Origin of the sequence: Actinomycetospora atypica (assembly GCF_042653685.1) — a bacterium.
Taxonomy (GTDB): domain Bacteria; phylum Actinomycetota; class Actinomycetes; order Mycobacteriales; family Pseudonocardiaceae; genus Actinomycetospora; species Actinomycetospora atypica.
Genome location: NZ_JBHSIV010000012.1, coordinates 86,755 through 110,614, shown reverse-complemented (window position 1 = coordinate 110,614; position 23,860 = coordinate 86,755). Strand labels below are relative to the sequence as shown.

Below are 23,860 nucleotides of genomic sequence, written 5' to 3'. Positions count from 1 at the left end.
GCGTCCCGCGGTGACCCGCCCCTAGCGGGTCGCCGCCGCACCGGTCCGGCTCCGGCCGGCCGGTGCACCGCCGACCTCCGGGCCGGTCGGTGGCCCTGCTCCCCTCGGGTGGCCACCGACCGGTTCCCGGGACGACCGAGGGGACGCCGTGGGCGCGCACTCCACCGCGGGCACCGACGACCCGGCCGCCGCCGGGACCCCGTCGCTCACCCTGAAGCAGATCATCGGCCGGTTCTGGGTCTACACGGCCTCGGACCGCCTGAAGCTCCTCGCGGCCTTCCTCCTCATGGCCGCCTCGACCGCCTGCGACACCGTGGTCGTCACGATGTTCGCCCGGATCGTCGACGGCGCCACCACCGCCCGCTCGATGGACGCCGTGTGGCCCGCCGCGATCCAGTGGATGGTGCTCACCGCCGTCGGCGGGGTGCTGTCGGTGATCGGCGGCTGGCTCATGGTCGGCGCGGCCGAACGGTTCGTCTTCCGGCTCCGCCACGCGGTGTTCGCGCACCTGCAGCGGCTGGGCCCCTCGTTCTTCGGCCACCACGCCACCGGCGACCTCATCTCCCGGCTCTCCACCGACATCGACGCCGTCGAGGGCCTCGCGTCGTCGGGGATCGTCTCGACCGTGATCGCCGTCGGCACCGCGATCGCCTACGCCGCGGCCGCGGTGATCGTGCAGTGGCAGCTCGCGCTGATCGTCGTCGCGCTCGCCCCGCTGATGTGGGTGACCAGCCGGATCACCGGCCGCTTCACCCGGACCGCCGCCCGCGTGGAGCGGGCCGCCGCCGGCGAGGTCGGCACCGCGATCCAGCAGTCGCTGCAGAACCTCCCGCTCGTGCAGGCCTACGGCACCGAGCACGTGGAGAGCGCCCGGCTCGACCGGCACGGCGAGGTCTGGTGGCGCGCCCGCGCCCGGGAGAGCCGGCTGCAGATGATCTACTCGCCGATCACCACGCTCATCCAGAGCGGGGCCCTGCTCGCCGTCCTCGTCGCGGGCGCGGCCTTCATCGCCTCCGGCGAGCTCACCGTGGGCGGCCTGTTCGGGTTCGCCGCCTATCTCGGCTACCTCTACCCGCCGCTGTCCCAGCTCGGCTCGCTGCACCTCACGGTCACCTCGGCGTCGGCCTCCTGCGAGCGCCTCGTCGAGATCCTCGACGCCGACCCGGAGGTCGCCGACGCCCCCGACGCCGACGACTCCCCCGTCCGCCGCGGCCGCCTCGAGCTCCGCGACGTGCGCTACGTCTACCCCGGGACCGCCGCCGCGGGGCTCGCGGGCGTCTCGCTCGACGTGCAGCCGGGGCAGTTCGTCCTGGTCACGGGCCCGAGCGGCGCCGGGAAGTCGACGCTGACGCGCATGCTGCTGCGGTTCGTCGACGCGCAGTCGGGGTCGATCCGGCTCGACGGCGTCGACGTCCGGGACCGCACCGTCGCCGCGGTCCGCCGCGCGGTCACCCTCCTGCCGCAGAAGCCGATGCTGTTCGACCTCACGGTCGCCGAGAACATCGCCTACGCCCGGCCCGACGCGAGCGAGGCCGAGATCGAGGCCGCCGCCCGCGACGCCGGCGCGCTCGACTTCGTCCGCGAGCTGCCGCAAGGCTTCGACACCGTCGTCGGCGAGGACGGCGCCACCCTCTCCGGCGGGCAGCGCCAGCGCCTCGCGATCGCCCGGGCGCTGCTGCGGACCTCCCCGATCCTCGTGCTCGACGAGCCCGTCACCGGCCTCGACGCCCCCACGGCCCGCGCCGTGCTCGACCCGCTGCGCCGCCTTGCCGACGGCCGCACCACGATCGTCGTCAGCCACGACCTCACCCCGGCCCGCGACGCCGACCTCGTCGTCGTGCTCGACGAGGGCCGCATCGTGCAGCAGGGCCGCCACGACGACCTGCTCACGCAGTCCGGTGTCTACGCCACGTTGTGGGCGGCACAGAGCGGGGCGCAGGCCCCCGACGACGAGGTGGTCCCGTCGGTCGTGCTGCGCCCGGTGCCACCCCGGCGGCCGGCGCCCGTGCCGGCCGGGGTGCTGCCCGACGCCGTGACCAACCCGCTGCGCCTGCTCGCGCTCGCCCGGGCCGATGCGGCGATGTCGGCCCGGCCCTCGGACGTCACCGCGCCCACCCCGCTGCGCCCGCGCCCGCTCCCCGTGCCCGTCGCCGGTCGGCCGCGTCCGTCGAGCACCTCGATCGACTTCCGCGGAGCGGACCGGGGCCAGGACCGATCGGTCCGCTCCCCTCGATCCGACCTTCCCGTCCGGCCCGCTCCACCGGCCCCCGCGGCGCGTCCGACCCCCGTCCCGCCGGCCCCTGCCGCGCGCCCGACCCCCATCCCGCCGGCCCCCGCCGCACCGCCGACCCCGCGGCCCGCTCCCCCGGCCTCCCCCGCGCTCCCGCCGCGGCTCGTCCCGGGGCCGCGCAACCCGGGGTCGAGCCCCACCCCGGCGAGCCGCCACCAGGCCGCGCCCCCCACCGGCCGCCTCGCCCGCCGGACGGTCGCCGACCTCCTCGCCCACACCGAGCGCCCGCCGACCCCGACCCCGTCCCCGACCCCGTCGCCGACCTCGCACCGCCGCCCCGACCCGGCCGGGGCGCGCGGCGGGGCATGATCGGGCGGACCGTTCGGTCCCCACCCACTTCCCCCACGCGGAAGTCGATCACCCCGGAGGACGCCCGTGCGGAGACGCCCGCGCCTGGTGACCGCGGCGGTGCTCGTCGTCCTGGCGGTGGTGTGGGTGTTCGTCAACGGCCCGGTCGAGGGCCCGATCCTCTACCGGATCGAGGAGGGCCACGGGATCACCACGGCCGACCTGCTCTCCGTGGCGCTGGTCCTCGTGGCGGGTGGACTCGTGGTGTCCGCGTGGCGGAGCTGACCTTGGGTACACATCCCGGGTGACCGATTCGCTCGACGGCTACGTTCCCGCCCACCTCCGCGACGACCGCGACGACGAGGCGCCGCCCTGGCCCGCGGACGAGGTGGTGCCGGGCCTCTGGCAGTCGGGGCACCCGAGCCCCGGCGAGAACTGGGACGCGGTGTTCGACCTGAGCGGCGAGGAGGACCCGCTCGAGGACGTGGAGTTCTACGTCCACTGGCTCATCGAGGACGGCCCGGCCCCCGACCGCGACACCCTCATCGCCCTCGCCGACCTCGTGCGCTCGATGCGGGCGTCGGGCAAGCGGGTGCTGGTGCACTGCGCGGCCGGGATGAACCGCTCGGGGCTGCTGTCGGCGGCGTCGCTCATCCGCGAGGGCTGGAGCGCCGACGACGCGATGGAGGCGGTCCGCGACGCCCGCCACGGCGCGCTCAACAACCCGGAGTTCGTCGACCTCCTGCGCCGCCTCTAGCCGGTGACGGCGCCGGTGCGGGCGTTCCAGGTCAGCGAGCCGTGGTCGAACGTGTTCCGGCGGCCGCCGCTGACGGCCACCTCGTCGCTCGTCGGGTAGCCGAGCCGTGAGCGCTCCCAGCCCAGCTGGGACCACCGCACCCGGATCGCGCCGTACACGGCGTAGGCCTGGTTGCGGGCCGGGTTGAGGTAGAGCGACGCGCCGCCGGTGCCGGTGAAGTGGGTGAACCGGCCGCGGCCGTCGGGGGTGGCCGTGGTGTCGGTGGTCGGGAAGCCGAGGAGGCCGCCCGGTCCGCCGAGCGCCCGGTAGCGGGTGAGGGTGGGGCCCGCGGCGACGAGCCGGGCGTCGTCCGTGGCGTCGGAGGCGTAGACCGTGCCCGCGCGGTAGTCGCGCGCCGTCCCGCCGGGGACGGTGTAGGTGGCCGACGAGGCCGGACCGAGGCGGGCGGCGTTGCGCGCGGCGTAGGCGTCGATGGCCGGGGACGACGGGGCGGGCTTCGTCGTGGTGGTGGGCACGGCGGGCTTCGTCGTGACGGGGACGGTGGTCGTCGGGCCGGCGGCCACGGCGTTGTCGTGCAGCGTGCGGGCGATCCCGGTGATCGTCGTCGCCGAGGCGTCGAACGTCTTCGCCTTCGGGCTCAACGTCAGCACCACCATCACGCGGCGGCGGGCGTCGACGAGGCCGCTGGTGTGCATCGCGCGGCTGGACAGGTCGAGCGCGGGGGTGGCGAGGGTCGCGGGGCGCGAGTCGGCCACGGCCTGGGGCGCCTCCTCGGCGGCCTGCTGCGAGTCGGCGTTCGGCGGGACGTCCTCCTGGCCCTCCACGCATGCCGGCCCCGTGGGCGCCGAGCCGTAGCCCGACCAGCCCTGCTTGACCGCCTTCGTCCCCGTGACCGCGCGGGGCAGCCCGAACGCCTGGTTGAACCCGTCGGACGCGCACCGGGTGGACCGCTCGAGGTCCCCGACGATGAGATCGCGGAACGAGGCGGGGGCCTTGTCGAGCAGGTAGGTGTAGGTGGTGACGACGTCGGCCGCGCTCAGGGCGGTGTAGCCCCAGTACCGGCGGTCGGTCGGCGGCTGGGTGTCGACCAGCCCGAGCTTCGGGACCATCCGCTGGACGATCTTTTCGTAGCCGCCGCGCACCCAGAGCGTGCTCGCGGCGTCGTCGTCGCTGGAGCGCAGCATCGAGTCGAGCAGCGTCCGGTCGGCGGCCGGGACCGCGCTCGTCGAGCCCTTGGTCTGCAGGTAGTCGAGCGCGATCAGCAGCTTGACCAGCGAGGCCGAGCGGAACAAGCGGTGCTCGCCCGCCTGCTCGACCACCTTCCTCGTCGTGCGGTCGTAGACCATGTACGCCGCCGAGGTGTCGCCCGGCACCACGGGCGCCGCCGCCTGCGCGCGGGTGGGCGCGACGGCCAGGCCGAACCCCACCGCCGCCACCGTGAGGGCCGCCAGGCCCGCCGCCACCATCCGTCGCGGAGCCACGACGGCCCGATGCCCACCCATGCGTCCCCCCGGACCTCACCCGGAGTCGCCGCAGTGGTCACGGCGCGTATCCGAGGGGTGCAGCGTGCCCGACGACCGCCGCGGTACTGCCGGCGGGGTTCAGCGCCAGACGAGGTCCGACGAGCCGCGGGCGTCGAGAACCGGGTCGTAATGCCCCGGGGTGGCCGACATCGCCACCTGGTCGGTCACCCCCTGGTAGCGCCCCATCGGCGTCGCGGCGGTGAACGTCTCGGGGTCGAGGTACTCGTGCTCGCCCGCCGTGCCGGCCACCGAGTGCGCCCACTGCTTGTCGAAGAGCCCCAGCGAGAGGATCCACAGCGCCACGCGGGTCAGCGAGACGTGCACGTGCCACGACCCGCCCTCGTCCGCCCGACGACGCAGCGCCGCCGCCACCCCGGCCTGCGCGAGCCACGGGACGATGAAGTCGTTCACCACCATGATCGGCGGCAGCCGCGGGCGGTCGACCGAGCCCTCGAGCAGCATCATCCCGGTGACCGAGCCGGCCGACTGGTCGAAGCCCGGCCGCCCCGCCCAGGGCCCCTCGAGCCCGTGCAGCGACACCGTCACGTAGACCAGTCCCGGGCGCTCGGCGCACGCTTCCTCGGGGGTCAGGCCGATCTCGCCGAGGAACTGCTGGCGGCGGTTGTGGAAGAACACGTCGGCGCCGGAGAGCAGCTCGGAGAGCTCCGCCCGGTCGGCGCGCGGGTCGAGCCACGCCGAGCGCATCCCGACGTTCGCCGACGCGTACGTCGTCTCGTGCTCCCCCTCGCCCGGGCGCCACAGGTTGAGCACGTCGGCGCCGTGCAGCGCGAACGACCGCCCGAACCCCGCCCCGGCAATGACGTGCCCCATCCCGAGGGCGCGCAGCCCGGAGAACGGCTGCTCCCCGGCCGGCGGGAGCGGCTGCGGCGGCGCGTCGCCGACCCTCGTCAGCTCGATCAGCGGCAGGTCGGCGAGCGCCTCGCGGTAGTGGGGCTCGGCGAGGAACTCGGGCAGGGTGCGCAGCATCGGCATGACGACGCCCGCGTCCGCGGCCGCCGTCTCCAGCTCCGGCGCGGTCCACTCCCCGATCGCCGCCGCCACCCGGTCCTTCGTCAGCGGCACCCCGAGCAGCTCCTGGGCCCGCTCGCGCAGCCCCGCGTACATGTTCTGCGGCATCACCCAGCGGCCGTCGGCGCACCGGAAGAAGGAGAAGCCCATCGCGTTGCCGTGCTCCAACGACGAGGCCACCGGGTAGCGGCCGAGCCGTTCCCACCGCCGGTCGTAGAACGGGCAGAGCCGGTGCGGGGAGCGCCGCAGGTCGACGTGCACGTCCTGGCCGGGCCCGCCGCGCCACCGGTGCACCGCGGCCGCGGCAACCGACTTCGCCAGCAGCCCGAGCGTCGCCGCGCCCCCGATCCGCATCGGCGAGGGCACCACCGGGTCGGCGCCCTCGCTGGTCACCGCTCCCCCGGCGTCGGCGGCCGAGAGCCCGACCCCGGCGAGGACCTCGTCGAGCTCCCCGGCGAGGTCGAAGGGTTCCTCGGCGCCGACCGGGCTCGCCCAGGCCTTCTCGAGACGGGTCGTCAGGTCACTCATGCCTTCTCCCGTCGCTCCGCTCGCCCTCACAGCAGCTCCTCCGGGATCTCGACGTAGCGGGCCCGCAGGAACTCGGCGATCGCCTTGCCCGCGATGTCGGGCCGCCCGTTCGACGAGGCGCCCTTGCCCAGCACCCCGTGGACCACCAGGTGGACCGCGCGCAGGCCCGGGAACTCGTGGCGCTCGATCCGCGCGTCGGCGGCCTCGCGGTAGAGGTTGCGGATGCGCTGCTCGGAGATCGCCGCGCGCAGCCACTGCCAGCGCCGCTCGGCCAGGTCCTCGTCGGGAGCCCCGACCGGCCAGAACCCGATGTTGGAGTTCCCGCCCTTGTCGCCGCACCGGCCGTGGGCGACGTACCCGAGCGGCGCCCGCATCGTCGTCGGGAAGATCCCGCCGACCGGAGCGGGCACCGAGGCCGGCTGGCCGGCGAAGTCGGCACGCACCGGGGTGTCCTTCACCGGCAGCCGGGACCCGTCCGCGAGGACGACCTCGTGGTCGAGCGCCTCGGTCGGCACGAGGCTCGGCCAGTACTCGACCACGGGCGCCGCGACCTTCAGCGGGGTGACGTAGAGACCCGGGTAGCCGGGCAGGAAGAGGCCGGTCAGGGGCGCGATGAAGCGTTCGGCGCCCACCTGGGAGCGGTCGCGGGCCTGGGCGGTGACGAGGATCTGCTGGGCCGCGGCCCACTGGTCGGGCGGGTCCTGGACCGGGGCGCCGATCCGGTCGATCCGCAGCAGCGACAGGTCGAGGCCCGCGGTGATGCGCTCGACGTGGGTGGTCAGCAGGGCGGCCTTCGCCTCGAGGTCGAGCCCGGTCGCGTAGAACGACACGCTCGACTCGAACCCGCCCGGTGCGGTGACCGCGAGCTTCGTCGTGGGCGAGGGCGGGGTGCCGCGGACGCCGGTGAGCGACACCCGGTCGGGCCCGGCCTGCGTGACGGTGACGTCGGTGAGGTCGACGGTGACGTCGGGGTTGAGGTAGGTGGGCCCCTGGATCTCGTAGAGCAGCTGGGCGATGACGGTGTCGGTGGTGACCGTGCCGCCCGCGGTGTCGTGCTTGGTGATCACGGCGGTGCCGTCGGCGGCGATCTCGGCGATCGGGTAGCCGAGGTCGTCGACCCGCGGGACCGACGTGAACCCGGAGAAGTTCCCGCCGGTGGCCTGCGGCCCGCACTCGATGACGTGCGCCGCGGCGACCGCGCCGGCCAGCGGATCCCAGTCCTCGGGCCCCCAGCCGTGCCACCAGGCGGCGACGCCGGTGGTCAGGGAGGCGTCGGTGACCCGGCCGGTCACGACGACGTCGGCCCCCGCCGCCAGCGCGGCGGTGATCCCCCAGCCGCCGAGGTAGGCGTTCGCGGTGCCGGGCTCGTGGCCCCAGTTGGCGAGCGGACGGCCGTCGTCGAGATGGGGCAGCGGGCCGAACTCGCCGAGCCGGCCGTGGACGTCGTCGCCCTCCACGTGCGCGACGACGAGGGTGTGCCCCGCCTCGGCGATCACCCGGCGGCACTCGACGGCGAGGCCGGCCGGGTTGAGGCCCCCGGCGTCGACGACGAGCTTCGCGCGGCGCTCGACGAGCAGGTCGACCGCGTCGGTGAACTGGGCGAGGAAGCTGCGGGCGTAGCCGAGCGACGGGTCCTTGCCGCGCTCGAGGGCGAGCTGGCGCAGGGTCGGCTCGGCGAGGTAGTCGCCGGTGACGACGTCGACCGGTCCCTCCAGCGCGTCGCGGAGCCCGGAGAACCGGTCCCACAACCAGCCGGCACAGTTAGCGATGCGAACGGCCTCCATGGCCGGTCACCCTAGATCGGCCGAGGTCAGTGCGGGAGCAGGGCCTCCGAGCGCGGCAGCCCGGCGAGCTCGAGCACGAGCCCGAAGCGGGCGCGCAGGACGTCGACGTCGATGGGGCGCAGCCCGCTCTGGATCCCGATGAGCGTGTCGACCGCGAGCGCGGCGACCTCCTCGGCGCGCTCCGGGACGAGCTCGACCAGGCAGTCGGCCACGGCGGCCCGGCGCGTGTCGTCGACCCGGCGCTGCACCACGGCGACCCGGGGGTCGAGGTGGGCCCACGCCCGGATCGCCGCCTCCGCCTCGTGCGGGAAGGTCAGCGCGAGGTGGGTGAGCAGCGCGAGGCGCTGCCCGGCGTCGGCCTCCCGCCCGGCCGCCTCGACCAGGCGGGCCGTCTCGGTGGTCTCCCAGTGCCCGAGCAGCGCCTCGACGAAGGCGTCCCACCCCGCGAAGTGGTGGTAGAAGGACCCGGTGGTCACCCCGACGGTGCGGCACAGCGGGGCCAGCTTCAGCCCGGCGCGGGGGACCGCGGGTTCCACGGCCCGGCCGTCGTCGTGGCCGGCGGCGAGCAGACGCAACGCGGCGTCGAAGAACGCCTCCCTGGTGGCCGATCCCATGGGACGCAGTCTCCCACGGGAGCGGAACAAGCCGGCAAGCGCTTACACGCTCAGCCCGTCGGTGTAGAGCGAGGACGCCGCCCGCAGCCACATCTCGCGGCGCTCGTCGGGGCTCGGCTCCGGGTAGCGCTCGCAGGTGTGCGAGCGGCCGCCCTCCTCCTCGGAGGGCCCCCACACCTCGACGTAGGAGAACGGGGTGGCGGGGACGGAGGCGAGCGTCGCGCCCTCGTCGGGACCGTTGCCGGCGACGAGCGCGTGGGCGATCACCACGGCGTCGTCGTGCGAGGGGGTGAAGGCGACGGTGTGCCACCCGAGCGCCTCGTCCGACCCCGGGGGCGGCGGCTGCCAGCCGCGCACCTCCCAGCAGTGCGGCGGGGGCGCGGGCACCACGTGCTTGCGCTCGCTCATCGGTCGTTCGGTCATCGCCGGTCACCATCCTCGTCACGGGTGTCTCGTGACTCCGGACTACGCCTTCCCGACGATGCTGTCGACGGGACGATCGGCGCCATCCGCCCAGGTCAGGGCCCTTCGGGCACGAATCACCCGGCCGCGCCCCACCGCCAGGCGGTGGCGTCGACCACGTCGATCCCCAGGTCGCGCGCGCACTGGGCGACCGGCTCGCTCGCGGCCACGACGAGCGCCATCCACACCGGGTAGCGCTCGCGCTGGCGCAGGGCCACCTGCTCCTGCCCGGCGATCAGCAGGCCCGGCTTCGGCGGGCGGCACCAGCAGCGCGCGAGGTCGGGGGTGGGTGCGTCGGGGTCGTGCGGGCACTGCACGAGCGTGTCGAACGGGTTGCCCGCCCGCTCGTGCACCGTCCAGAGCAGGCGGACCGCGACGTCCTCGCCGAGCTCCCCGCGCGCGACCTCCGGGACGTGGGCGAACCCGACGATGCGCCCGCCCGCGGCCTTCCACAGCCGCATCCGCTCGACGGCGTCGAGGTGGACCTCCACGTCGAGCGGACCACGCAGCGGCCGGCCGAGGTCCTCGGCCGACCGCCGCACGGCGTCGATCTCCACGAACAGCATCGGGGTGGCCGGGGGCCTGAGCACCGGCCGAGGTTATCGGTCGGCGGCCCGGTCGGCCTGCCGGTCAGACCGTCGCGGCGGGCGCGGCCTCCCGCAGCAGCGGCTTGACGCGCTCGCCGAACTTCGTCACGCCGTCCACGAAGTCGGGCCAGGTGAGCAGCGCGCCGTCGATTCCGGTGGTCACCGCGATCTCGTCGAGCTGCGCGGCGACCCGCTCGTAGGAGCCCTTGACCACCGGCAGCGACAGGAACGCCATGTTGCCCTCGGCGGCCGGGCGCTCCAGGGAGGCGAGCAGCTGGGCGGACGTGCCGTCGGGGTTGGAGTCGAGCGAGGCGCCGGTGGTCATGTGGCTGATCGCGTCGAGGTCGGCCGTGGCGACGATGTGGTCGCAGAGCTTGTCGGCGGCCTCGTCGGTCTCCTCGGCGATGATGCAGTAGAGCGCGTAGGTGCCGACGTCGCGGCCCTGGCCGGTGCCCAGCTCCTTCACGCCGTTCGCGATCGCCCCGACCTTCGAGCGCTCGGCCATGATGAAGTTCCGGTCGCCGTACTGCGCCGTGAACGCCTGGCCGGCGGGCGACTGGCCCGCGCACACCACGGTCGGGGTGTGCAGCGGCTTCGGGCGCATGTCGGCCTCGTCGAAGTCGAAGAACTCGCCGTGGAACGTCGTCGTGCCCTCGCTCCACAGCGCCCGCAGCACCTGCACGTACTCCGCGGCGTACTCGTAGCGCCGGTTGAAGTACTCATCCCCGGGCCAGAGGCCCATCTGCGTGTACTCCGGCTTGTTCCAGCCGGTGACGATGTTCAGCCCGCAGCGCCCGCCCGAGATCTCGTCGATCGTCGCGACCATGCGCGCGGCCATGATCGGGTGCGTCGCGAGCGTGGTCACCGAGGGGTAGAGCCCGATCCGCTCGGTCACCGCGGCCAGCCCGCCGAACAGGGTGAACGACTCGAGGCACTCGCCCCAGAAGTCGCTGGGCCCGCCGGTGCCGCGGTGCTTCATCATCGAGAGCACGAAGTCGAGGCCCTGCTTCTCGGCCTCCTGCGTGATCGCGACGTTGTGCGCGAAGCTCGGCCGGTACTGCGGGCTGCCCGTGGACAGGATGTAGCCGTTGGTGGCGTTGGGGATGAAGACGCCGTACTGCATCTAACGACCTCCGAGGTGTTGAAGGGCTTCGGCGAGTCCGACGACGTCGGCGTACTTCGCGTCCAGGTCCGCCAGGTTGTTCTCGTGCAGGGCCGCGGTGCGGTCGCCGCAGGCCTCGTCCACGACGACGGGCCGGAAGCCCGCCGCGAGGGCGTCGGTGGCGGTCGCGCGCACGCACCCCGACGTCGACACGCCCGCGACCACCACGGTGTCGACGCCCCGCGCCCGCAGGGTCGCGGCCAGGGAGGTCCCGACGAAGGCCGACGCGTGCTGCTTGGTGAGCACGGCGTCGTCGTAGGCGAGGGCGAGGACGAGCTCGCCCCACCCGCCCTCGGCGCCGTCGGCGAAGCAGGCCAGCGCGGGCACCTTGACGGCGAAGAACCCGGCGTCGGCGAGGTCTGCGGCGTAGCGGACCACGGTCCACACCACGGGCACGCCGTGCTCGCGGGCCGCCCCGACGAGCTCCGCGGTCGCCGCGAGCACCCGGTCCTGGGCGCCGTCGAGGAAGAACGGACCCTCGGGCTCGACGTAGGCCCGGACGAGGTCGACCACCACGACGGCGGGGTTGATGCCCCAGCCGACGCGGCGCGCGAAGTTCGAACCGTGGGGGTTGCTCACGAGCGCCTCACCATCACCGCGCGGGCGTTGCCGATGTGGCTCCGCATGACCGCGGAGGCCCAGTCGGGGTCGCCGGCCCGCAGCGCCGCGACGATCTCCGCGTGGTGGGCCAGGCTGCGGTGCAGCGAGGCCGCGTCGTAGGTGTGGAAGGTCCGCAGCACCACCGGGGTGTGCATGACGTTCGCCAGCGCACTCGACAGGGCGGGCGCCGCGGCGACGTCGAGCAGCCGGGCGTGGAACTCGCGGTTGAGCGGGACGAGCGCGTCGAGGTCCTGGTCGGGCCCCGGGCTCCCCACGACGAGCATGCGGCGCGCGAGGTCGTCCAGGGCGGCGAGGTCGTCGGCGGTCGCGCGACCGGCGGCCCGGCCGGTGGCGCGCGGCTCGAGGGCGAGGCGGACGTCGAAGATGCCGTCGAGGTCGTCGGGCGAGAACGTGACCACGCGGGCCCCGCGGTGCGGGAGCACCTCGACGAGTCCCTCGGACGCGAGCCGGCTGAGCGCCTCGCGGACGGGGGTGCGTGACACCCCGAGCCGCTCCGCGAGCTCGACCTCCCCGAGGTGGGCGCCGGCGGCCAGCTCGCCGCGCAGGATGGCCTCCCGCAGGGCGACGTGGGCGCGCTCCGAGGCGCGACCAGCCGTCGTCGTCGTGACCATTCCCACCTCCGTTGCATGCAACGTAGGGTCACCCGCGCTGGAAGACCAGAGTTTCCGGCCGGTTTGTACACATCGCGGGAGGACCAGCCATGGCCGATCTGCTCAGCCACCCCACCGGACGACGCGCCCGCCTGCGGTCGCTCCTGGCCGGCGACCGCCCGGTCGTCGCCCCCGGGGCCTACGACGCGCTGTCCGCGCGCCTGGTGGAGCAGGCCGGCTTCGACGTCGTCTACATGACCGGGTTCGGGACCACCGCCTCGTTGCTCGGCCGGCCCGACGTCGGGCTGCTCGGGCAGGCCGAGATGGTCGACAACGCCCGCCGCATGGCCTCGGTGGTCGACGTGCCGCTGATCGCGGACGCCGACACCGGCTACGGCAACCCGATCAACGTCATCCGCACCGTCCGCGAGTACGAGCAGGCCGGTATCGCGGGGCTGCACCTCGAGGACCAGAGCCTGCCGAAGAAGTGCGGGCACCTGGCGGGCAAGGAGGTCGTGCCCCTCGAGGAGATGACCGCGAAGATCCGGGCCGCGGTCGACGCCCGCACCGACCCCGACCTCGTGATCATCGCCCGCACCGACGCCGCCCAGCAGTACGGCGTCGACGCCGCGATCGAGCGGGCGAGGGCGTTCGCCGACGCCGGGGCCGACCTGCTGTTCGTCGAAGCGCCCACTTCCTCCGACGCGCTGGAGAAGGTCGCTTCCGAGCTGTCGGGCCACCAGCTGGTGTTCAACGGCGCCGAGGGCGGGCGCACCCCGCTCCCCTCCTACGACCGCCTCGCCGAGCTCGGGTTCTCGCTGATCCTCTACCCGGTGTCGACGCTGCTGGCCGCCGCATCGGGTATCCGGACGATGCTCACGCGCCTGCACGACGACGGCTCCCCCTCGGCCGCCCTGGGCGACCTCGATGTGCCCGGGCTCGACGCGTTCACCGAGATCGTGGGCATCTCCGAGATCCGCGAGCTCGAGGAGCGCTACAAGGCCTAGAAGGGCGGATCGCCGTCGTAGGTGCTGGGTGGCTGGTTCTGTCGTTCGCGGTGTCGGCGGTCGATCTCCTCGAGGGTGGCTCGGGCGGCATCGGTGATGTGGCCGTGCTTGTCGGTGCGCGGCCGCCACGGGCGCTGCGTCGTCGGCTCGTCGGTGTCGGTGATCCCGTGGTCGTAGCGGGCGCGCCGCATCGGTCGCAGTGCCCGGTGGGGCTCGGGTTCGACGGTGTGGGTGGTGCCGGTCGGTGAGGTCCACACGAACCTGCCCGGGGTGGGTTGTTCGACGGTCCAGCCGCTCCTGAGGTCGTGTTTGCGCAGGTGGTCCCCGACCGACAGGGCGCCGAGGTTGTCGGCCTGGGTGGGGCCGTCGAGCAGCCAGTCGTGGGTGTGGTCGAGGTGGCAGGCCACCGCCGCGACGGTGCACATCGGGAACCGGCACGTCCGGTCCCTCGCCTGCACCCAGCGCGCGAGCTCGGCGCCGGGGAACCGGTTGATGGCGTCGGCGGTGGTCGTGGCGGGGTGATCTACGGGCGGGCGGGCCCGCTGTCTCTCGAGGGCTGCTTTCGTGCGGCGGGCGAGCTCGGCGAAGTGCCCGACCAGCCGGCCCTCGACGTCGAGGGTGTCGAGGTCGCTGGTGGAGGCGGTGAGTTCGACGACCTGGCGGCGGTAGCGGGGGTCGGCGCCCGGTCGGTGCGGAGGCCGCACGAGCAGCACCCACTGCAGGTGGCCGTCGTCGTCGTGGAGCAGGACCCGGAACTGGGCGCACGTCCGGGCCCAGGCCAGGGCGTGGGCGTCGCCGCCGGTCAGGGCGCCCACGGGGAGGTGGCCGTGGGCGCGGGCGAGTCCGAGCGCGGTGAACAGCGAGGTCCGCAGCGTCGCCGGCCGGAACTCCAGCCCGCGGTCGGTGAGCCGGGCGGTCAGCGGGGGTGGCGGCTCCCCGGTCGGGATCGTCAGGTCCGGGGTGTCGTCCGGGGGCGGCTCCGGGGGTGGGTCGCCGGGCTGCCACGGCGGCGGCGACGCTTCCGGCTCGGCGTGGTCATCGTCCGGGCCGTTGTCCCGGGTGTCGACGTCCGCCGGGAAGCGCCCGGTCAGGGCGTCGAGGTCGGGAACGCCTGCCGGAGTCGGCGAACCGGACGGCGTGACGTCGTCGGAGCCGGCAGCGGGGCCGTGGCCGTCGGCAGGGCGGCCAGGACCAGGACCACCAGGACCGGGGTCATCAGGACCACCAGGACCGGGGTCATCAGGACCGGAGCCACCGTCAGCGGGGCCGTCCCTGCGGCCCTCGTCATCGCGCGGGCCGTCGTCCGGGCCGCCGCCGGCGGGGCCACCGTCGTCCGGGCCGCCGTCGTCCGGGCCGCCATCGTCCGGGCCACCGTCGTCCGGGCCACCGTCGTCCGGGCCACCGTCGTCCGGGCCACCGTCGTCGGGGGTGGGCGGGTCCAGGAGTTCCTCGGTGACGTGGTCGGCGATCGCCAGGTCGTCGTTGTCGCCATCGGGGCAGCCGTGCAACAACCGCAGATACACCGACGCCTGCACCCGCGACAGCGGCACATCGGTACCGGCGGCCTTGAGCCGCCCGGAGACCTCGTCGGCGATCGCGGCCAGACGCTCGAACGCCGGGACCGCGACGTCAGGGTCCAGGTCCATCCCGTGAATCTCCACCGCCCCCGACGGCGCCGTCCTCGTCCGCACCCGCGCCCGGGCGACCGCGGCCTTGCAGCGGTTCTCCGCCCCGTCGGGGTCGACGTCCTTCACCGCCGCCGCGATCTTCTGCTCCAGCTCGAACACTCCCAGCCCCGGGGCCTCGTCGATCAGCGCGTCGACCACGGTGCGGGCCTGCTCGTCGTCGACATCGCGCAGCCCGACGACGAACTTCCCGGCCTTGGACTCCTCCACGTGCCCGTCGCGCATCGCCGCCCCGAGCCGCGGCATCCGCTCCAGGGCCCCCTCGGCCAACTCGATCCGGGACGCGGCCATCCCCACCGACCACCCCAGAGCAGCCGCGATCACCCGCGGGTCGGGCTCGGGCCAACGCTCCAGCACATCGGCCCGCGCGCGGGCGGTCTCCCGGATCCAGCGCAGCCGCCGCCACGTCACGTGGTTCAGCACCTCGTGCCAGGCGACCAGCCCGGCCTCGGCGTCCTGCCCCACACAGTCCGCGGGGTCACCGAGGGGCGCGGCGGGCAGGGGCTCGTCGAACACCCCGTCCTGCCGCAGGAACCCCTCGGTCACCGTCATGGATCGAATATTAGTTCGAAGGTCCGACAGTCACGGCCGCGAAAGCCCAGGAGGAGCACCCGGGGCAGGTCACGGGCTCATCACGATCACGGACTAGGCGCTCTGCCGGTGGCGGTGCTCCTGCCACATGGCGTCGCCGAGCAGGAACGCCAGCAACGACACCCCGAGCACCGGGAAGAAGACCCCGAGGACCACGGCCGCGACGCCCACGGAGACGGTCGCCCCGACGCCCGGCCGCTCGGTCCCGCCCGGAGCCGTCGCGCCGGGACGGGTCGGGCGGCGCAGCCACCACATCCGGTAGCCCCACACGACGACCACGATGATCCCGAGGGCCAGCGCGACCAGCAGCAGCTGGTTGGCCACCCCGAAGAGGATGCCCATGTGGGCGCTGATCCCGATCTCGGCGAGCTTGGCCGGGATCGACCAGTCGGCCCAGCGGACGGTCTCGAGCACGGCACCCGTCGACGGGTCGACCGACACCGCGTCCTGCTTCAACGGCCACGACCGCTTGACCTGGCTGACCGTCCACGCCTGTCCCGCCTCCTCGGGCGGGGTGACGGCGACGGGATCGCTCAGGCCGGCCCCCCGGGCGGCGGCGAGCACCCGCTCGGCGGTGGTCCCGACGAGGTCCGGCGCGTCCGGGACCGCCGGGGTCGTGACCATCGGGGGCGCGTCCGTCGTCGGACTCTGCGCCGCCGGCAGCTCCGTCGAGACCGACGGCGTGGTCCAGGACAGGGCGCTCCGCAGCGCCGAGACGTTCTCCCCGGCGAACTGCGACCAGGTCAGGCCGGTGGCGGAGAGGAACAGCATCCCGACCGCGGCCCACAGCCCCACCGACCCGTGCCACGACCGGAGGCGGGCGCGGCCCCGGGCCGACTGTTCGGGCAGCACCGTGCGGCGTAGAGCGGACCGACGACGCCGCCGCACGACCCAGAGGGCGAGGCCGCTGACCGCGAGCACCCACAGCCAGCTCGCGGCCAGCTCGGAGTACACCCGGCCGACGTCGCCGAGGTGGAGGGTGCGGTGCAGGGTGTCGATCCAGGCCCGGGTCGGCAGCCACTCCCCGAAGGTCTCGAGGACGGCCCGGACCTGCCCGGTGTGCGGGTCGACGAAGGCGGTGCGGGAGTAGTCCTCGGCGACGCCCGGGGCGTCGAAGGAGACCCGCGTCGTCGACGCCGGGTCGGGGGCCGGGCGAACCTCGGTGACCGTGCCGTCGGGAACCGCCGCGGAGGCCGCGGCCACCTGGCTCCGCAGGTCGAGCGAGGTCGGGGCCGCCGGGACGGTGAGGGCGTCGCGGTAGAGCAGCTGGTCGAGCTGCGGGGTGATCGTGTAGATCAGCCCGGTCAGGGCCGCGAGCAGGATGAACGGGCCGACGAACATCCCGACGTAGAAGTGCAGCCGCACGACGAGCGGCCGCAGCCCCCGCCAGGCGCCGGTGCGGCCCGCGGGGACGGGTGGGGTCGGACGGGGCTCGTCGAGGAGCGGGTCGAGGGTGTCTGACACGGGGAGGTCCTCGCAGGCGTGGGGAGCGCGACACCGACCCAGTCGTCCCGATCGAGCGATTGGTTCCCGCGAAAGCCGAGGATCAGGGCACCGGCAGCGGCGCCGGGTTCACCACCGGCGCGGGGTCGCCGTCGGTCCCGGGGATCGTCCGGGTCTCCGTCGCGACGGAGTACCGGTCGGCCTCCAGGTCCTCGAGGTCCGGGACCAGCACCCGCCCCCAGCGCCGACTCGGCTCGTCGGGAAGCCGGGTGTCGAGCTCGCGCAGGGAGGCGGCCGCGGTCAGCCCCGCGAAGCTGCCGCCCGAGTCCTGGCCGGTGTAGAGGCCGTCGGTGCCGCCGGTCCAGCGTTCCGGGACGATGTCGCCGGGCGGGCTGGGGTTGGTGGTGCGCTCGCCGGGGACCGGGTCGTTCGGGGCGCCCGGCGCGGTGATGATCACCCCGGGCGTCTGGGCGACCCCGCCTGCGACCCGGGGCAGCTCGCCCGTGCACGGCCAGGCGAAGGCGATCGCCCAGTCGACGAGGACCGGGCCGCGGTCGGCGAGCCACTGGTCGAGGGGTTCGGGCTCGACCACCCGCGGCCCGGTGAACGCGATCCACCCGCCCGCGTCGGTGCGGTCGTCTGTGGCGCGCAGGCGCACGCGGTCGGCCTCGTCGGGAACCTCGTCCGGGGTGAGGGTCACCGTGCGCCAGCGGTCGCGCCGGCTCGCCGCGTCCTGCAGCCGCTCCTGCTCGACGGAGCCGGAGTAGCCCTTGTAGCCGCGGTCGGGCTCGGCGGTCTCGACGACGCGCCGCTCGCCCACCACCCGGTCGCCCTTCCCGAACTCCCAGGTCAGCGACGCCCCGTCGGCGGTCCGCCCGGCCACCCCGATCGCGAGCTCCTGGCCGGCGCGCGGGCGGGTGAGCCCGAACCAGCCGGTGGTCATCTCGCCGACCGACCCGTCGCCGTCGCCGCGGCTCCCCCAGGTGAACCGGCCGTCGCGGGTGTCGGTGGTGCCCTCGCTGCCGTCGGTCTGGTCGGGCCGCGACGGTGGCGGGTCGACCGCTCCCCCGTCGGCCACGAACCCCGACAGCGTCGCGGTCGAGCCACGGACCGGGGTGAGCGGGCCGCCGCGCACCGTCGTCAGCACCTGGAGCCGGTCCTGCAGCCCGCAGGCGCCCGGCGCCCCGGCCAGGGCGGCGCGGTTCTGCGCCGCGAGCGAGTAGCCGTCCCGGTCGCCGGCGGTCGAGAACGACGAGGCCAGGAGCAGCACGGACACCAGGAGCACGACGACGCCGGTCGCGGCGGGCACCAGCGGCGCCGCGGCCAGGACCGCGCGCACGGGACGCGACCCGCGCCCCTCGTCGTCGGGACCCGGCGACCACCGCACCCCGGCGAGCACCCCCGCGGCCACCGCGATGCCGACGGCGAGCAGGAGCCACAGGACGATCGAGTCGAACGGGCGCTGCGGGCCGGTCGATCCCGGCATCCCGAAGCCGGAGTAGGCCCACCAGGCGTTCGGCCCGGAGAACGCGAAGGCGGCGCCGAGGGCGAGCAGGAGGGTCGCGAGCGCGGCGGTCGCGGCGACGACCGGCTCGCGCTGCCGGCTGGCGCGGCCCAGCGCGACGAGGACGACGACGAGGCCGATGGCGCCGAACCCGGCGAGCGCGCCGAAGTGGTGCGACCACTTCGAGGGGGTGACCGCGAGCAGCCCGAACCCGGCGGGCAGCAGGCCGAGCAGGAGCACCGACTCCCGGCCGAGGGGTGCGGTCCCCCGGGCGAGCACGACGAGTCCCGTCCCCCCGAGCACCAGCCCGGCGACCACCGGCACCCGCTTGGCCGCGGCGCCCCAGGAGTCCTCGCCGAAGAGGTAGCCGTAGCGCAGCCACTCGGCGTACCAGGGCTGGTTCGGCCCGATCTGGCGGTGGACGTCGGTCGCGACCTCGAACCCGTGCCACGACTGGTCGGCGAACACGACGACGAGGACCAGCGCGGCGAGGCCCGCGACCGCCGCGAGGTGCGCCGCCGGGAGCACGAGCCGGGTCGCCCGGGCGACGGGGCCGTCCTCGCGGGGCGAGCCGTCGCGGACCGCGCGCAGCAGCCGGGGCAGGCACAGCAGGAACGGCGCCGCCGCGATCAGCCCGGACGGGGCGACGGTCACCGTGAGCCCGGCGACGAGGGCGGCGACCGCCACGAGGACGACGGGGTGGCCCCGCCCGTCCCGGGTCGCGGCGCGGAGCACGAGGGCCATGACGACGACGGTCCCGAGCGCGACGACCGGTTCGGGGCGGGCGCCGAGGTCGTAGGGCAGCCACCACGCGGCCAGCGCGAGGGCGGCCAGGACCCGCACGACGATCGTCCGGCCCGCCGCTCCCAGCGCGGGCCGCAGCACGCCGCGGGTGAGGACCACCCACAGCAGCAGGCCGGCGGCGACGCTCAGGGTCCGCAGCTCGAGGGGGCCGGCCCCGACGTCCATCGAGGCGAGGAGCCGCTGGTTGGCGCCGAAGGGGACCTCGGAGGCGTTGAACCAGCGGTAGTAGTTGGCCGGGTCGCCGGCGCCGGTCTGCCGGGCGATCACGGCGGCGAACCCGTCGTCGTCGGTCAGCGGCCCGACGATCGACCACCAGGTGACCCCCAGGGCGACCGCGGCGTCCACCGCGAGCCGGCCCAGCACCCAGGGGCGGCCCGCCGTGACGAGGAACCGCCGCCGCACACGACGCCACCGCGTCCGCGCGATCGCGAGCCCCCGTGCCGAGGCGAGCTCGCGGACGGTGCGCCCGGCGGGCGTCGTCGGGACGAGGACCCGGGCGAGGACGACGAGCAGCACCGAGGCGAACGCGAGCGCGGGCGCCGCCGTGATCAGCGCCGACTTCTCCGGGGTGGGGGCGTTGTCGAACCAGGCCGGGGTGCGGGCGGTCAGCGCCAGGCCGTCCGCGTCGGGGCCGGTGAGGTCGGTGGTGGCCGCGAAGACCTCGGGCACCGGGTCGCCGGGCACGGTGACGGGAGCCCGCTTCCCGACGGTCACCGCCAGCCCGTCCCCGTCGGCGACGATCCGCAGCCCGCAGTCGTCGTCCGGCACCTCGACCGGCACCACGCGTCCGCTCGAGATCACCTGCACCGCGGTCGCGCCGCCGTCGGTGCCGGGTCGGGTCCGCACCGCGAGCCCGTCGACCGGCGCGCCGACCGCGGTGGCGAGCACCGTGGTGTCGCCCGTCCGGTCCCGCGCGGCCTGCAGCGCCCCGCACGGGACGGTCACCTCGAGCGAGGCGGGCCGGTACGGGACGAGGAAGAGCGTGGTCGCGGTGGGCGCCTCACCCTCCCGCGGCCACGTGACGGTCGAGGTCGACGACACCACCGGCGCCCCGGGCACCTCGGCCGCCACGACGACGGCCGCGACCCCGGTGACCAGCGCCGCGAGCACGACCAGCAGCCGCAGGATCCGCCGCACCGTCGCCGTCTCCGGCCACGCGCGCCGGGCCGGCCCGGGCTCCGGGTCGGGTCCGAGGAGCGGTGCGTCGATCCGCTCGGTCGGCGAGGTGGTCGTCAGGAGGAGGCTCCGGGGGTGCGAACGGCGGCGGCGATTACGCCCAGTGTCCGCATCCCGCGGTGGCCTGGTTCACAGGGTCCGGCTCAGGGCCGGGCCAGCGCCGCCCGCATCCGGTCGATCTCGGCCTGCTGGGAGAGCAGCACGGCGCGCGCGAAGTCCGTCAGCGCCCCGGGCGGGCCCGCGAGGTACTGGCGCGCCATGGTCAGCGCCCCCTCGTGGTGGGCCGTCATCGTCTCCAGCCAGAGCCGGTCGAAGGCCGGTCCCGACGAGGCGCGGAGCCGGTCGAGCGTCGCGGCGTCGGCCATGCCCGCCATGCCGGTCATGGGCATCGTCGGGGCCCCTCCGCGCAGGGCGAGGAACCCCCGCAGCTGCCCGGCCTCCTCGACCTGCTCACGGTCGATCCGGAAGGCGAGGTCGGTGACCTCGGGGTCGGTGGAGCGCCCGCGGACCAGCGCGGAGAGCTCGAGGGCCTGCTCGTGGTGGGGCATCATCGCCGCGGCGAACCCGACGTCGTCGGCGGCCGGGGCCGGCGGCGGCGGCGTCTCGGCGGCGCACCCCGCGGCCACCAGGGCGAGGGCCAGCACGACGACCAGCCACGCCGTCCGCACCGCTGTCCGCATGATCACCAGACTGCCCCACGCGGCGTCGGGTCGCCGTACGCCGGAGCGAACGGCACTCTCGCTCACGTAGAAGCAGCGAGAGTGCCGTTCGCTCCGGCACGGGTCAGGTCCCCCGCAGCTCCCGGCGCAGCAGCTTGCCGGTGACCGTCTTCGGCAGCTCGTCCCGGAGCTCGATCTGGCGGGGGTACTTGTAGGCCGACATGCGCTCCTTGCAGAACGCGATCAGCTCCTCGACCTCCACCGTGGCGCCGGGCCGCAGCGAGACGAACGCCTTGACCGTCTCGCCCCGGTACTCGTCGGGGACCCCGACGACCGCCGCCTCCCGCACCGCCGGGTGCTCGTAGAGGACGTCCTCCACCTCGCGCGGCCACACCTTGTAGCCGCCCGCGTTGATCTGGTCCTTCTTGCGGTCGACGACGTAGAACCAGCCCTGGTCGTCCATGTAGCCGACGTCGCCGGTGCTGAGCTCGATCACGCCGCCCGGGCCGCGCAGCGCCTTCTCGGTCTCCTCGGGCTTGCCCCAGTAGGCCGGCACCACCTGCGGGCCGCGGGTGGTGATCTCCCCGACCTCGCCCACGTCGGCCTCGGTGCCGTCGTCGCGCACGATCCGCACGACGGTGTCGAACACCGGCACTCCCACCGACAGCGCGCCCGAGGCCTCGTCGACCGGCGCGGTGGCGCCGAGCGGCACCCCGTGCGACGGCGAGTTGGTCTCAGTGAGCCCGTAGAAGTTGTGGATGTAGTGCCCGAACTGGTCCTGGAACGCCTTCACCGTCGACGGCGGGATCGGCGCGCCGCCCGAGTACACCTTGACCATCGAGGACAGGGCATCGGAGTCGGCGTTCGGCGCGTTCATCATCGCGATGAACACGGTGATCGACCCGATGGAGAACGTCGGGCGGTGCTCGCGGATCGCGTCGACGACCACGCCCGGCTCGAACCGGTAGGCCAGCACCAGCGGGCAGGGCAGCAGCAGCGCGATCGCCAGGTGCCCGACGACGCCGGTGATGTGGAACAGCGGCGCCACCCCGAAGACCGAGTCCTCGCGGTCGAGCTTGATCCAGTCCCGGTAGGTCTGGGCGTTGAACACGATGTTGGCGTGGGTGTTCATCGCGCCCTTGGGCGGGCCCGTCGTCCCCGAGGTGTAGCCGAGGAACGCGACGTCGTCGCCCCCGAGCTCCACCGGGTCCGGCGTGCGGCCCCGGAACTGCTCCAGCGTCGTCGTCAGGTCCTCGGCGCCCTCGCAGGCGGTGCGCTCCATGCCCTTGAAGAGGCGCTCGTCGTGCCTCGTCTGGAACTCCAGCGGCGAGGTGGTGAACGCGATGCGGACGTTCGTGTTCGGGACGACCCCGCTAGCGATCGACCAGAGGTCCTCCTGCGAGACGATCGCCGACGCGTCGCAGTCGGTGAGGATCGTCGTGAGCTCCCGCTGCCGCGACATCGGGTTCACGCTGACGACGATGCCGCCGGCCTTCCAGGTCCCGACGACGACCACCAGCACCTGCGGGATGTTCTGCAGGTAGGTGGCGAGCCGGTCGCCCTTGGCGAAGCCCCGCTCGGTCAGCGCCACCGCGAACGCGTCCGAGAGCTCGTCGAGCTCGCGCAGCGTCAGGGTGCCGTCGAAGTAGCGGACGATCTCGCAGTCGGGGTCGCGCTCGACGGCCGCGCGGACCATGTCGAGGGCGCTCGCGAACTCGAGGGTGACGGCGCCGTGGTTGTAGTCGTCGCGGTAGCGCGCGAGCCACGGCCGGGACTCGTAGACGGAGTCGCTCACCGGATCACCACCGGGTTCACCGGCGCACCGGTCGCCTCGTGGATCTTCAGCGGGGCGGCGGTGTAGAGGAAGTCCCAGCGGCCGTCGGCGGCGCAGGCGTCGGCGAGGTCGTCGAGCCAGATGATCTCGGCGAGGCTCACGCCGAGGTTGCGCAGCAGGGAGGCGTGCAGCGGGAGCAGCACCCCGGTCTCGGGGTTCGCCGTCACCTCGTTGGCGATCGTGTCGGTGACGAGGTTGGGGATCTCCTTGGTCTGGAACCACTCCACGAGCTCGCGGGAGTAGGTCAGGCCCGGCTCGATGAAGCCCTCGTAGAACTCCTCGGCCGGCGTCGCGTAGAAGTACTTCAGGAAGCCGGTGCGGATCAGGACGATGTCGCGGTCCTCGATCGACGTCCCCTGCGCGGCCGCGGCCTCCTCGAGGTCGGTGTGGGTGAACGTCTCGCCCTTGTCGAGCCACTCCTTGTTCCGGTGGCGCGCCATGTCGATCAGCACGCCCCGCCCGACGATGCCGCGCTCCGCGATCGGCAGGACCGACGCCCAGCTCATCCCGCCGCCGTTGGTGGTGTCGGCGGACTTGCCGTTCCACAGCGTGTCGTCGTACCAGGCGTGCCCGAGCGCGTCGTACTGCGACGAGCCCTGCAGGAAGATCTCGGCCTTGTCGTCGCTCGCGCGGATGCCGCCCGGGAAGGACGGGCCGTTGCCCGACTCGAAAAGCTCCTGGTCCCACACCATCTCGCGCTTGATGCCCTCGCGGCCCGGGAAGACCGGGTCGCCGTGCGGGTGGCCCATCGGGCACTGCAGCGTGAACACCTGGCCGGTCTTCACGCTCGCCACGCCACGGAGCACCTGGGCGGCATCGAGGTAGTTGAGGGACCCGACCTGGTCGTCGTCACCCCACTTGCCCCAGTTCTTCGGAGGGTTGTCCCCGAGCAGCTCCGCCATCGAGGGTGCGTCGGCCATCG

The 23,860-nt window shown here is 74.6% G+C and carries 19 protein-coding genes; 4 read left to right on the top strand and 15 right to left on the bottom strand.

Features of this window, described 5'->3' with window-relative positions; all coding sequences use genetic code 11:
- Window positions 1–148 precede the first annotated feature (148 nt).
- The 3 genes from ACFPBZ_RS13720 to ACFPBZ_RS13710 all read left to right on the top strand — a co-directional run bounded on the left by ACFPBZ_RS13720 (window position 149) and on the right by ACFPBZ_RS13710 (window position 3,335).
- Window positions 149–2,599, top strand: a complete 2,451-nt coding sequence (locus ACFPBZ_RS13720; protein WP_378036620.1) for an ABC transporter ATP-binding protein — start codon at window positions 149–151, stop codon at window positions 2,597–2,599.
- Window positions 2,600–2,665: 66 nt separating this feature from the next.
- Entirely contained in the window at window positions 2,666–2,863 is a 198-nt protein-coding gene (locus ACFPBZ_RS13715; RefSeq protein ID WP_378036619.1) for a hypothetical protein, read from the top strand.
- A gap of 19 nt (window positions 2,864–2,882) precedes the next feature.
- Window positions 2,883–3,335: a protein-tyrosine phosphatase family protein gene (locus tag ACFPBZ_RS13710; protein WP_378036618.1), complete on the top strand. Its 453-nt coding sequence runs from the start codon at window positions 2,883–2,885 to the stop codon at window positions 3,333–3,335.
- On the opposite strand, the gene ACFPBZ_RS13705 is transcribed toward ACFPBZ_RS13710, so the two are convergent.
- The 9 genes from ACFPBZ_RS13705 to ACFPBZ_RS13665 form a co-directional block, all read right to left on the bottom strand.
- Window positions 3,332–4,816 (bottom strand): LGFP repeat-containing protein, encoded by a 1,485-nt coding sequence (locus ACFPBZ_RS13705; protein WP_378036617.1) that lies wholly within the window; start codon window positions 4,814–4,816, stop codon window positions 3,332–3,334. The two genes, ACFPBZ_RS13710 and ACFPBZ_RS13705, sit on opposite strands and share 4 nt — an antisense overlap.
- A gap of 120 nt (window positions 4,817–4,936) precedes the next feature.
- Entirely contained in the window at window positions 4,937–6,415 is a 1,479-nt protein-coding gene (locus ACFPBZ_RS13700) for a CoA transferase (RefSeq protein ID WP_378036616.1), read from the bottom strand.
- 26 nt (window positions 6,416–6,441) lie between these two features.
- Window positions 6,442–8,199, bottom strand: coding sequence for an acyclic terpene utilization AtuA family protein (locus ACFPBZ_RS13695; RefSeq protein WP_378036615.1), 1,758 nt, complete (start codon window positions 8,197–8,199; stop codon window positions 6,442–6,444).
- A 26-nt stretch (window positions 8,200–8,225) separates the two neighbouring features.
- Window positions 8,226–8,813 carry a TetR/AcrR family transcriptional regulator gene (locus ACFPBZ_RS13690; protein ID WP_378036614.1) on the bottom strand — a complete coding sequence of 196 codons (588 nt, stop codon included), beginning with the start codon at window positions 8,811–8,813 and terminating at the stop codon, window positions 8,226–8,228.
- Window positions 8,814–8,855: 42 nt separating this feature from the next.
- Window positions 8,856–9,236, bottom strand: a complete 381-nt coding sequence (locus ACFPBZ_RS13685; protein WP_378036613.1) for a hypothetical protein — start codon at window positions 9,234–9,236, stop codon at window positions 8,856–8,858.
- Window positions 9,237–9,352: 116 nt separating this feature from the next.
- Complete coding sequence (locus tag ACFPBZ_RS13680; RefSeq protein WP_378036612.1) at window positions 9,353–9,865, bottom strand: HAD family hydrolase; 513 nt, start codon at window positions 9,863–9,865, stop codon at window positions 9,353–9,355.
- A gap of 40 nt (window positions 9,866–9,905) precedes the next feature.
- The gene (locus ACFPBZ_RS13675; protein WP_378036611.1) at window positions 9,906–10,985 is read right to left on the bottom strand and encodes an LLM class flavin-dependent oxidoreductase; all 1,080 of its coding nucleotides are present in this window, start codon (window positions 10,983–10,985) and stop codon (window positions 9,906–9,908) included.
- Window positions 10,986–11,603 (bottom strand): isochorismatase family protein, encoded by a 618-nt coding sequence (locus ACFPBZ_RS13670; protein ID WP_378036610.1) that lies wholly within the window; start codon window positions 11,601–11,603, stop codon window positions 10,986–10,988.
- Entirely contained in the window at window positions 11,600–12,256 is a 657-nt protein-coding gene (locus ACFPBZ_RS13665) for a GntR family transcriptional regulator (RefSeq protein WP_378036609.1), read from the bottom strand. The genes ACFPBZ_RS13670 and ACFPBZ_RS13665 overlap by 4 nt, the downstream gene beginning before the upstream one ends.
- Window positions 12,257–12,345: 89 nt before the next feature.
- On the opposite strand from ACFPBZ_RS13665, the gene ACFPBZ_RS13660 reads away from it, so the two are divergent.
- On the top strand, window positions 12,346–13,242 hold the full coding sequence (locus ACFPBZ_RS13660) for an isocitrate lyase/PEP mutase family protein (RefSeq protein ID WP_378036608.1): 897 nt from the start codon (window positions 12,346–12,348) through the stop codon (window positions 13,240–13,242).
- On the opposite strand, the gene ACFPBZ_RS13655 is transcribed toward ACFPBZ_RS13660, so the two are convergent.
- From ACFPBZ_RS13655 to ACFPBZ_RS13630, 6 genes are all read right to left on the bottom strand, one after another.
- Window positions 13,239–15,479, bottom strand: a complete 2,241-nt coding sequence (locus ACFPBZ_RS13655) for an HNH endonuclease signature motif containing protein (protein ID WP_378036607.1) — start codon at window positions 15,477–15,479, stop codon at window positions 13,239–13,241. The two genes, ACFPBZ_RS13660 and ACFPBZ_RS13655, sit on opposite strands and share 4 nt — an antisense overlap.
- A gap of 93 nt (window positions 15,480–15,572) precedes the next feature.
- Window positions 15,573–16,982 carry a PepSY-associated TM helix domain-containing protein gene (locus ACFPBZ_RS13650; RefSeq protein WP_378036606.1) on the bottom strand — a complete coding sequence of 470 codons (1,410 nt, stop codon included), beginning with the start codon at window positions 16,980–16,982 and terminating at the stop codon, window positions 15,573–15,575.
- An 82-nt stretch (window positions 16,983–17,064) separates the two neighbouring features.
- Complete coding sequence (locus tag ACFPBZ_RS13645; RefSeq protein WP_378036605.1) at window positions 17,065–20,406, bottom strand: arabinosyltransferase domain-containing protein; 3,342 nt, start codon at window positions 20,404–20,406, stop codon at window positions 17,065–17,067.
- Between the two features lie 182 nt (window positions 20,407–20,588).
- On the bottom strand, window positions 20,589–21,125 hold the full coding sequence (locus ACFPBZ_RS13640; RefSeq protein ID WP_378036604.1) for a DUF305 domain-containing protein: 537 nt from the start codon (window positions 21,123–21,125) through the stop codon (window positions 20,589–20,591).
- A gap of 103 nt (window positions 21,126–21,228) precedes the next feature.
- Window positions 21,229–22,899 carry a class I adenylate-forming enzyme family protein gene (locus tag ACFPBZ_RS13635; protein ID WP_378036603.1) on the bottom strand — a complete coding sequence of 557 codons (1,671 nt, stop codon included), beginning with the start codon at window positions 22,897–22,899 and terminating at the stop codon, window positions 21,229–21,231.
- Window positions 22,896–23,858, bottom strand: coding sequence for a cyclase family protein (locus tag ACFPBZ_RS13630; RefSeq protein ID WP_378036602.1), 963 nt, complete (start codon window positions 23,856–23,858; stop codon window positions 22,896–22,898). Before ACFPBZ_RS13630 ends, ACFPBZ_RS13635 begins: the two co-directional genes overlap by 4 nt.
- Window positions 23,859–23,860: the final 2 nt, after the last annotated feature.

What these genes read in the sequence shown, in the direction of transcription:
- ACFPBZ_RS13655 (WP_378036607.1), bottom strand. Translation starts at nt 15,479, where the DNA reads ATGACGGTGACCGAGGGGTTCCTGCGGCAGGACGGGGTGTTCGACGAG.
- ACFPBZ_RS13675 (WP_378036611.1), bottom strand. Translation starts at nt 10,985, where the DNA reads ATGCAGTACGGCGTCTTCATCCCCAACGCCACCAACGGCTACATCCTG.
- ACFPBZ_RS13665 (WP_378036609.1), bottom strand. Translation starts at nt 12,256, where the DNA reads ATGGTCACGACGACGACGGCTGGTCGCGCCTCGGAGCGCGCCCACGTC.
- ACFPBZ_RS13695 (WP_378036615.1), bottom strand. Translation starts at nt 8,199, where the DNA reads ATGGAGGCCGTTCGCATCGCTAACTGTGCCGGCTGGTTGTGGGACCGG.
- ACFPBZ_RS13685 (WP_378036613.1), bottom strand. Translation starts at nt 9,236, where the DNA reads ATGACCGAACGACCGATGAGCGAGCGCAAGCACGTGGTGCCCGCGCCC.
- ACFPBZ_RS13690 (WP_378036614.1), bottom strand. Translation starts at nt 8,813, where the DNA reads ATGGGATCGGCCACCAGGGAGGCGTTCTTCGACGCCGCGTTGCGTCTG.
- ACFPBZ_RS13630 (WP_378036602.1), bottom strand. Translation starts at nt 23,858, where the DNA reads ATGGCCGACGCACCCTCGATGGCGGAGCTGCTCGGGGACAACCCTCCG.
- ACFPBZ_RS13640 (WP_378036604.1), bottom strand. Translation starts at nt 21,125, where the DNA reads ATGCGGACAGCGGTGCGGACGGCGTGGCTGGTCGTCGTGCTGGCCCTC.
- ACFPBZ_RS13660 (WP_378036608.1), top strand. Translation starts at nt 12,346, where the DNA reads ATGGCCGATCTGCTCAGCCACCCCACCGGACGACGCGCCCGCCTGCGG.
- ACFPBZ_RS13700 (WP_378036616.1), bottom strand. Translation starts at nt 6,415, where the DNA reads ATGAGTGACCTGACGACCCGTCTCGAGAAGGCCTGGGCGAGCCCGGTC.